The sequence below is a fragment of the Christensenella sp. genome, from assembly GCF_034927525.1.
GTDB lineage: Bacteria > Bacillota > Clostridia > Christensenellales > Christensenellaceae > Christensenella.
Map to the genome: position 1 here is coordinate 1 of NZ_JAYFPU010000249.1, position 9114 is coordinate 9114.

Annotated in this window: 9 protein-coding genes and 1 pseudogene; 9 read left to right on the forward strand and 1 reads right to left on the reverse strand. The window is 46.6% G+C overall.

Annotated features, from left to right (window positions below; translation table 11 throughout):
• The coding region (locus VB081_RS10425) for a MurR/RpiR family transcriptional regulator (protein ID WP_323400758.1) at positions 1 to 637 on the forward strand (637 nt) is incomplete at its 5' end.
• 46 nt (positions 638 to 683) lie between these two features.
• Here the strand turns inward: VB081_RS10425 and VB081_RS10430 are convergent.
• Positions 684 to 2354, reverse strand: coding sequence for a formate--tetrahydrofolate ligase (locus VB081_RS10430; RefSeq protein ID WP_323400759.1), 1671 nt, complete (start codon positions 2352 to 2354; stop codon positions 684 to 686).
• Between the two features lie 101 nt (positions 2355 to 2455).
• On the opposite strand from VB081_RS10430, the gene VB081_RS10435 reads away from it, so the two are divergent.
• From VB081_RS10435 to galU, 8 genes and pseudogenes are all read left to right on the forward strand, one after another.
• Positions 2456 to 3058: a hypothetical protein gene (locus VB081_RS10435; protein ID WP_323400760.1), complete on the forward strand. Its 603-nt coding sequence runs from the start codon at positions 2456 to 2458 to the stop codon at positions 3056 to 3058.
• A gap of 91 nt (positions 3059 to 3149) precedes the next feature.
• Positions 3150 to 3626, forward strand: coding sequence for a hypothetical protein (locus VB081_RS10440; protein WP_323400761.1), 477 nt, complete (start codon positions 3150 to 3152; stop codon positions 3624 to 3626).
• A 56-nt stretch (positions 3627 to 3682) separates the two neighbouring features.
• Positions 3683 to 4234: a cupin domain-containing protein gene (locus tag VB081_RS10445; protein WP_323400762.1), complete on the forward strand. Its 552-nt coding sequence runs from the start codon at positions 3683 to 3685 to the stop codon at positions 4232 to 4234.
• 21 nt (positions 4235 to 4255) lie between these two features.
• Positions 4256 to 5911: pseudogene (locus VB081_RS10450) on the forward strand (AMP-binding protein).
• Positions 5912 to 5980: 69 nt separating this feature from the next.
• Positions 5981 to 6868 carry a hypothetical protein gene (locus VB081_RS10455; RefSeq protein WP_323400763.1) on the forward strand — a complete coding sequence of 296 codons (888 nt, stop codon included), beginning with the start codon at positions 5981 to 5983 and terminating at the stop codon, positions 6866 to 6868.
• A gap of 121 nt (positions 6869 to 6989) precedes the next feature.
• Positions 6990 to 7439, forward strand: a complete 450-nt coding sequence (locus VB081_RS10460) for a secondary thiamine-phosphate synthase enzyme YjbQ (RefSeq protein WP_323400764.1) — start codon at positions 6990 to 6992, stop codon at positions 7437 to 7439.
• Entirely contained in the window at positions 7414 to 8190 is a 777-nt protein-coding gene (locus tag VB081_RS10465; RefSeq protein WP_323400765.1) for a lysophospholipid acyltransferase family protein, read from the forward strand. The genes VB081_RS10460 and VB081_RS10465 overlap by 26 nt, the downstream gene beginning before the upstream one ends.
• Positions 8187 to 9059, forward strand: a complete 873-nt coding sequence (gene galU / locus VB081_RS10470) for a UTP--glucose-1-phosphate uridylyltransferase GalU (RefSeq protein WP_323400766.1) — start codon at positions 8187 to 8189, stop codon at positions 9057 to 9059. Before VB081_RS10465 ends, galU begins: the two co-directional genes overlap by 4 nt.
• Positions 9060 to 9114 lie beyond the last annotated feature (55 nt).

The window sequence follows — 9114 nt, forward strand, 5'->3', positions numbered from 1 at the left end:
GTGCTTTGTATCGACGACAACATTGTTTCGCTTTGTAAAAAAACTCGGATTTTCGGGCTATGCAGAATTTACGGCGATGATCCAGCTAACGGAAATGTCGTCGCGAGAGATCACCATTCCCAATGTGATGCACAAGGAAAACTATCAGGAAGAATACCTGAAAAATGTGATCGAAGCCGTAAAGGTGATAAGCAATGACAAAATCGAGAAATTCAACAGGATCATGGATCGCTATCCCAAAGTTTATATTCTGGGGTGCGGCTTAAGTGAAGATGTGGCGCGTTATATCCGCCGGATATTGATGGTGCTCGGCTATGATGTAGAAACGCCGGTAGAGGATTACGAGATCGCATCCATCATCAAACGTATCAAAAGGGAAGATGTACTATTGGTTCTCTCCTATTCAGGTAACAACAAGATCCTCGCGCGATATATCGAGCAGATCGTCACCGTAGCGACGCCGACGATCATTTCAATCACGCGTGCGGATAACAACATCATCCAGAACATGAGTGATCTGAACTTTTATATCTTTGCTGACGACGTTTCCTATGACGACCTTGATATTACGTCGCGTTGCGGCATGATCGCAGTAATTGAGACATTGATGTATAAACGGATCACCGAGCAAAAATAATTGTAATAAAAAAGACGTATACAAGGTATACGTCTTTTTTGTATCTTTAGAATAAGCCGACAGTCTCACCATTCTCATCAATATCGATATTGATTGCAGCGGGCTTTTTCGGCAAACCGGGCATACGCATGATATTGCCGCACATTGCTACGATGAAGCCTGCGCCGGAATTGAGGCGCACATCGCGAACCTCGAGGCGGAAGCCGTCCGGTGCGCCTAATTTGGAGGCGTCATCGGAAAAAGAATACTGTGTTTTTGCAATACATACGGGTAAGTTGCTATAGCCTTGTTCTTCAAACATACGCAGCCGCTGAGAAGCCTTGCGTGTAAAATCTACACCCTCGGCACCGTAAATTTTTGTAGCGATCCCGCGTATCTTTTCTTCAACAGGCTGTGCATAATCATATGGATGGCTGGGGGAGGAATGGACAGGCATCGCATCTTCGACCATCTGCGCAAGCTCCAGCGCGCCCTCACCGCCTTTTGCCCATACGTCACATATCGAAGCGGGGATATCGAGTTTTGCGGCATGCTCTTTTAGTACAGTGATCTCCGCATGTGTATCCGCAGTAAAGTGGTTGATTGCGATCACGACAGGCAGTCCGTACACATCCCTCAGATTGTGGACGTGGCGGTCAAGGTTCGCAAGACCCTGCTTGAGCGCTTCTATGTTTTCTTCCGATACGTTTTCCTTTTTGACGCCTCCATGATATTTCATGGCACGCGCGGTGACGACAAGAACGACCGCGTCCGGCCAGACATCAGCGTTGCGGCATTTGATATCGAGAAACTTCTCCGCTCCAAGGTCTGCGCCAAAACCGGCTTCGGTGACAGTAAAATCAGAAAAAGCAAGCGCCATTTTTGTTGCAAGAATGCTGTTGCAGCCATGTGCGATATTGGCAAAAGGGCCTCCATGCATAAAGACAGGCGTATGCTCTAAAGTCTGCACAAGGTTCGGACGGAGCGCTTCTTTTAATACGACAGTCATTGCACCGCCTGCCTGCAGGTCTTTGGCAAATATAGCGTCACCGTCCATGTTATAGCCGACGGTAATATGGTTCAGCCGATTTTTCAGGTCATTCAAATCTGTCGCCATACACAGGATGGCCATGATCTCCGAGGCAGCTGTGATATTGAACCCGTCCTCGCGCGGCACGCCGTCGGTACGCTGCCCAAGCCCACATACGATGTTGCGCAAGGCACGGTCGTTCATGTCCATGCAGCGCTTAAATACAATATTATTGACGTCCAGACGAAGCTCGTTTCCATGATAGATATGGTTATCGATCATGGCGCACAGCAGATTGTTCGCGGTGGTCACAGCAGAGATATCGCCTGTGAAATGCAGGTTGATATCCTCCATGGGGATCGCCTGCGCATATCCGCCGCCGGTAGCGCCGCCCTTGATGCCGAAGATCGGACCCAAAGAAGGCTCGCGCAGAGCAAGACATGATTTTTTTCCAAGTTTTGATAATCCGTCCGCCAGGCCGATGGATACCGTCGTTTTGCCTTCGCCGGCAGGGGTAGGGCTTATAGCTGTTACAAGTACAAGCTTGCCACCAGAATCTTTCGGTGCTGTTTTGAGAGCTTCAAGCGAGACCTTGGCAATGCTTTTACCATAGTGGATCAAATATTCTTCGTCGATCCCCAAGCCTGCCGCAATACAGTCGATGGGTTCAGCCTTTACGGAATTTGCTATTTTCAAATCATTGTTCATTTTGTTTCTCCTAAAATAATGTGCAAAAATTTCCCGAGCATTTCTATTTTGATGTATATATTACAGTTTGTCAACATAAGAGAATGTGGTATAATAGCCATATGAAAAGAGAACTTGACTTTCCTAAGATAGACGGACAATACTATGGCGGAGATCAAAACTGGCATACACATCCGATGATGAAGCTGGGCGGTTGTTCTGCCGTATGTGCGTGTGAGGCTTGCATTTACTTGGCAAAGGAATTTCCACAATATAAGGGGCTTTATCCATATGACCCCCAAAATGTGACCAAGGAAGATTTCCTGCGTTTCTTTGAAACGGTGTATCAATACATTCATCCGGGCATTGGCGGACTGACGAGCATAGACAAATTTGAGAAGATGTTTCAAAAATATATCGCGACGACTAGGGTCGATATGAAGCTCAGGAAGTTGCCGGGATGTGACCCGCTTGGGGATGCACGGGACTTCGTGACAAAGTCAATCGACGCAGGCTTGCCTGTCATGTACCTGATGCTCAAGCATGCAGACCCTGCCTTTGATGAATACGAGTGGCACTGGTTCAATCTCACGGGGTATGAATTATCGGAGGATAAGATGCAGGTCAGCTTTGCAACATGGGGGAGTAGGCACGAATTTGATTTTCTGCGCGCGTGGGATACGCAAAAGTGTTGGCGTGGCGGGATGCTGAGCATAGAAATATAACGCCTGTTTTAAGGAAAAAACTTTACATCTCATGGCGTTTTAACTATACTATTAGAAGGTGTTTTTTGCGAAAGGGGCAAACAGAGCAGATATGAAGAAAAAGCTTATTATATTATTGGTGATTACAATTGCCGCGGTACTGGTCTTTACAGGCTGTAACGGTGCTCAGGAGATCAAACGTCCGGTAGCGGACGGGACGACAACAGAGGTGACAGGATCGTGTAACGCGGTTCTTAACGGGGATACGCTGACGGTCTCCGGCGAAACGAACTTAATGGATGGGACAAACGGTATTATTTCTGTTCTGAATGCAAATGGTATTATGATAGAACAGCAGAAGATCACCAAAAACGGTGATAATCTAACATGGGATTTTAAAAGGACTGACGAGTGGCCGGAAACCGTATATGGGTTTATCACTTTCGATACACAAAAATCAGACGGACAGCCGGAAGCGGTCAAAGAGAAGTATGGCAGCAAATTCCAGAACCTGACGGGAGAACATACGATCTGGGATCAAAAAGGCGTGATCGCTGTTTTCCAAAGCGAGGAAGTCAAAGTAAAATAGTCCTTAAGCTCTGTGCGGAAGCATGGGGCTTTTCTGTGTAGAAAGTTGGTGTCAGAATGGATCAGATCAAAGAAATTGCGCAAAGATTACGCGCATTACGTGAGATCGAAGAGATAGAAACAGGTGAGATGGCTTCTCTTACCGGTAAATCGGAAGAAGAATATCTGGAATATGAGGCGGGGAACAAAGATTTTCCGTTCAGTTTTTTATATACGGTCTCAAACCGTCTGGGGGTCGACATCACAGAGCTTCTTACAGGGGAAAACGCCAGGCTTAAAACCTATTCGCTGGTAAGAAAAGGCGAAGGCTTGAAAATGGAACGCCGTAAAGCGTATAAATACCAGCATTTGGCGTATATATTCAAAGATCGGCATATGGAGCCGTTTTTGGTCACGGTAGAGCCTAAGGATACGGAGGCCGTACAAAAAAACGCACACGAAGGACAAGAACTGAATTATGTCATAGAGGGCAGCATGACGCTGTTTATTCAGGACTCGGAGGTGCGGCTCAGTGAGGGTGATGTGGTATATTTCAATGCCGCTACGCCACACGCGATGCGCGCAGAGAACGGACAGCCCTGTAAATTTTTAGCGATCATTTCCAAGTGAGGACAGGTAAGATACATGAGGATGTTTGAGAAGTATAGCACGACAGGATTTTCCAGCTATGAGGAATTTGCGCAAAGGTTTGAAACGATTGTACCAGAGAATTTCAATTTTGCTTTTGATGTTTTAGATGTACTGGCAAAAGAGCAGCCAGATAAGCGCGCACTTTTGTGGACGAATGACGAAGAGAAAGAGCGTACGCTCACCTTTGACGACATGAGCAGGCTGTCTTCACAAGCGGCAAATTTTTTAAAGGCCGAGGGGATCAAAAAGGGCGATAAGGTCATGCTGATCTTAAAGCGTCACTACGAATTCTGGATCGTGATCATGGCGCTGCACAAGCTGGGGGCGATCGCTATCCCGGCGACGCATTTGTTGACAAAGAAAGATATCGTGTACCGCAACAACGCGGCTGACGTAAAAATGATCATCAGCACCAAAGACGGTGAACTGAAAGAGCATGTAGAAGACGCGATGGAAGACTCCCCCACGCTGGAAAAAAAGGTGATCGTCGGCGAGCAGCGCGACGGATGGCTGGAATTCTGGACGGAGATGGAAAAATACAGCGATGTATTCGAACGTCCGCAAGGGAATGAAGCAACGCAAAACGAAGATATCATGCTTTTGTATTTCACCTCAGGTACGACAGGGATGCCTAAAATGGTTGCGCATGATTTCTTATATCCGTTGGGGCACATTGTGACGGCAGTATATTGGCACAATGCAGATCCGGACGGCCTGCATCTGACGGTTGCAGAAACGGGATGGGCAAAGAGCGCCTGGGGCAAACTTTACGGGCAGTGGCTGGCGGAAACATGTATCTTTGTTTATGATATGGACAAGTTCGTGCCCGATTTGCTGCTTAAGAAAATTGAGAAATATAAGGTGACGACGTTTTGTGCGCCGCCGACGATCTATCGCTATTTCATCAAGGAAGACCTTACCAAATACGATCTTTCCTCGCTGAAGTATGTTACGATCGCCGGAGAACCGCTGAACCCGGAGGTTTATTATCAGTTCCTCGAGGCGACAGGCCTCAAGCTGATGGAAATATACGGACAGACAGAGTTGACGGTCACGATCGGCAACTTCCTTTGGATGGAGCCGCGGCCGGGTTCTATGGGAAAACCGAACGCAATGTACGATATCGATATCATCAATGAGGATGGAGATTCATGCTCTCCGGGCGAGACGGGCGAGATCGTTATCCGTACAGATAAAAAGGTTCCGATCGGAATGTTCCTCGGTTATTATAAAGATGACGAGCTGACGCATAAAGTATGGCACGATGGACTTTACCACACAGGCGACGTTGCGTGGAAGGACGAGGACGGATATTTTTGGTATGTCGGCCGCAGCGACGATGTCATTAAATCTTCCGGCTACCGCATTGGTCCTTTTGAAGTGTAGAGTGCTCTGATGGAGCATCCGGCCGTGCTGGAGACGGCGATCACGGGCGTGCCGCATCCGGAACGTGGACAGATCATAAAGGCTACGATCGTTCTTTCGGAAGGCTATGAGCCGGGCGAAGCATTGAAAAAAGAGCTGCAGGATCATGTGAAAAAGTCGACAGCTCCTTATAAATATCCGCGTGAGATCGAATTTGTTAAAGAATTGCCCAAAACGATCAGCGGAAAGATCAGGCGCGTAGAGCTGCGCGAAAAAGACAATAAAAAATAGTTTTTTAATAATTGGGAAGTATCAGACCATATATCATATGCTTTTATAAAGAAAGGAAGGTATTCTTCAATGGAAGAAACATTAAAAAAGGATCAGACAGTAAAAAGTCAGAGTAATCTGGCGATCAACATTGTATCTGTCCTGGTTGTTGTGCTTATCGGAGGATTTATTGTTGCACTTTTTGGCTTTTTAGGCCTGTTTGCTGAAACGGCAGGCACGCCGATGTCATTCGCAAGTGTTATCAGTAATTTGTATTTGATCGGCGGGTTTGCACTTATCTCGATGGTGTTGTTCGTGATCGGCATTTTCTTTGCAAAAGAAAGACGCGAGCTGATGTCGAAAATCTGGGTATGGGGCGTGCTGCTCTTGTCTGTCATGTATGCGGCAACGTTCTTTGCGAATGTCGTACAGGGTGTAGCCAGTATTGATCTATTTGCAGATTTTGTACCGTGGATCGCACTGATGGTGGCGACGGTAGCAATGATCGCAAACTGGGACAACAGCAACAAAAAGATACTGAACATGATCCAGTGGGTATGTCTCGCTGTTTCGATCGTGTTCACGGTCATTTTCTTTGCAATAAACCTTATGTCGCTGATGAGCGTGGAAAATCTGGCGATCTACCGCCTGGTTGTCCTGCTTTCCAAGAGCGCGGTAATCGTTGTGTTCAACCTGTTGCTCGTTCTGATCACGCGCAGCAAGCGTACGTTTGACAAGGTGATTTTCGCGATGAGTGATGAAGAAGCTGACATCGTGGAACGCATTGAAGCGCGCGTAGAAGAAATCGCTGACGAAGTGGAAGAAATGGCTGCGGAAGGCGAAGCGTTTGTAGAAGCAAAAGCAGCGGCAGAGATCATGGAAGAAGAGACCGAGAAGGCTGAAGAAATTGCGGCTGAAGAAGAAATAGTGATCGAAACAGAAGTTGTTACAGAAGAGTCGGCAGAAGAAGAAAAATAAATAGAAATGTTGATAAAACAAACACCCGCAAGAATCCTTGCGGGTGTTTTGGCTTGTGAAAGAGCGGAATTTTGTGATATAATGTAATATCTATTGTTATGGAGAAAAGGATGTTGCCATTATGAAAAGTTATCGCGAGATATTAGAGCTTACTATTCCAAGCAGAAGACAGTTTATCAATATTACGCCACGTGTTGAAAATGCCCTTGCACAGAGTGGAATCAAGGAAGGCCTGTGCCTTGTCAATGCCATGCACATCACGGCAAGTGTATTTATCAATGATGACGAAAGCGGTCTGCATGCCGACTTGGAAAAGTGGCTGGAGCAGCTTGCGCCTGAAAAACCATACAGCCAATACGCACACAACGGTTCTGAAGACAATGCCGATGCGCATCTCAAGCGTTCTGTTATGGGGCGCGAGGTCGTCGTAGCGGTCACAGAAGGGCGTCTGGATTTCGGGCTGTGGGAACAAATCTTTTATGGCGAGTTCGATGGCAAGAGAAACAAGAAAATCATGATCAAAATTATTGGGGAAGAATGTGGAAATGACGGAAGAAAACCGAAGCACTGAAACGGAAGAAACAGCGGAAGAACCGAAACGCAGAAAAGGACCCGCTGAAAGAATGTGGTCTCCGATCAAGCTGCACTTGGATGAAGATTACCAGTATGTGACAAGAAATATTTTTTTGCGCTTTTTGTATTATTTTGCGATGTTTGTAGGAATGCCCTTTGGTTATCTTTTCTTTAAAATACGCTGGGGCTTTCATGTGATCGGTAAAAAGAATGCGAAGCTTGTGAGGAAGACCGCGGCAATCACGGTAGCAAACCATGTACACAATATGGATTCGCCAATGCTGACATATGTATTTTATCCAAGCGCTCCTTATTTTGTGGCGCTAAAGCACAATTTTGAAGCGTTTATCATCGGTGGACTGGTGCGCGTGCTGCGTGGTGTACCGCTGCCGGACGATCTGAAAAATTTTGAGAGGTTTTCCGCGCAGATGAACGATACGCTTCAAAATACAACACGTAAGGTTCATATGTATCCGGAAGCCGAAATATCGCCATACTCTAAGGAGCTGCGTAAATTCAAAAATGGTGCTTTTCATTTTGCAGTCAAAAATGACGTGCCTGTTTTGCCGCTCACTTTTGTATTTCCCAAGAAAAACAAGATCAACCTGATCGTGGGAAAGCCGGTATACTTAAAAGACGTGCCGGGAACGGAAGGGTTAAAAGAGCCCAAGCAAACGGTGCTGATGTGCCGTTATGTAAAAGAAGAAATGCAAAAAATGATAGATGATTACTATGGAGGACTGAAATGAAGATCAGAAAAGCAGTAATCCCCGCAGCGGGGCTGGGGACCCGTTTTTTGCCCGCCACCAAAGCGCAGCCCAAGGAGATGTTGCCTATCGTCGATAAACCGACGATTCAATATATCGTGGAGGAAGCCGTTGCCAGCGGGATTGAAAGCATCGTTATCATCACTGGAAGAAGCAAGCGCGCGATCGAAGACCATTTTGATAAATCGATCGAGCTCGAGCTTGAGCTCAATAAAAAAGGAAAATGCGAGCTGTTGCAGCTCGTAGATGATATCGCAAACCTTGTCAATGTCATGTATGTGCGTCAAAAAGAACCGCTTGGTTTAGGGCATGCGATCGGTACGGCGCGTGATTTTATCGGCGACGAGCCGTTTGGCGTTATACTCGGGGACGATATTGTAAAAAGCAAGAAACCTGCTTTGAAGCAGCTGATCGATGCGTATGAAGAATGCGGATCGACAGTGATCGGTGTGCAAAAGGTTGCAAAAAGGGATACGGATAAATATGGTATTATTGCCACCAAAGATATGGAGGGGCGGCTCCATAATGTTGACAGGCTGGTAGAGAAGCCAACGAGTGCCGAAGCACCATCCGATCTGGGCATCATGGGCAGATATGTGATTACGCCGGAAATATTCAACGCGATCGACAGGACACAGCCCGGCAAAGGCGGAGAAATACAGCTGACAGACGCGCTGCAGAATCTGCTCGAAAAAGAGCCGGTCTATGCGTATGAATTTGAAGGAAAACGCTACGACGTAGGTGACAGACTTGGCTTTTTGAAAGCGACCTGCGAGTTTGCGCTCGACCGCGACGATCTGCGTGACGATTTTCAAGACTATTTAAAAGAATTAACGGAGGAAATGAAATGAGTGATATTGCAAATGTTGGCTTAGCGCCGTCAGGGAAGCAGAAGATTGAATGGGT

Excerpts from the sequence above, each read along its gene's own strand:
- VB081_RS10435 (WP_323400760.1), top strand. The coding sequence starts at position 2,456 with ATGAAAAGAGAACTTGACTTTCCTAAGATAGACGGACAATACTATGGC.
- galU (WP_323400766.1), top strand. The coding sequence starts at position 8,187 with ATGAAGATCAGAAAAGCAGTAATCCCCGCAGCGGGGCTGGGGACCCGT.
- VB081_RS10460 (WP_323400764.1), top strand. The coding sequence starts at position 6,990 with ATGAAAAGTTATCGCGAGATATTAGAGCTTACTATTCCAAGCAGAAGA.
- VB081_RS10465 (WP_323400765.1), top strand. The coding sequence starts at position 7,414 with ATGACGGAAGAAAACCGAAGCACTGAAACGGAAGAAACAGCGGAAGAA.
- VB081_RS10455 (WP_323400763.1), top strand. The coding sequence starts at position 5,981 with ATGGAAGAAACATTAAAAAAGGATCAGACAGTAAAAAGTCAGAGTAAT.
- VB081_RS10445 (WP_323400762.1), top strand. The coding sequence starts at position 3,683 with ATGGATCAGATCAAAGAAATTGCGCAAAGATTACGCGCATTACGTGAG.
- VB081_RS10430 (WP_323400759.1), bottom strand. The coding sequence starts at position 2,354 with ATGAACAATGATTTGAAAATAGCAAATTCCGTAAAGGCTGAACCCATC.
- VB081_RS10440 (WP_323400761.1), top strand. The coding sequence starts at position 3,150 with ATGAAGAAAAAGCTTATTATATTATTGGTGATTACAATTGCCGCGGTA.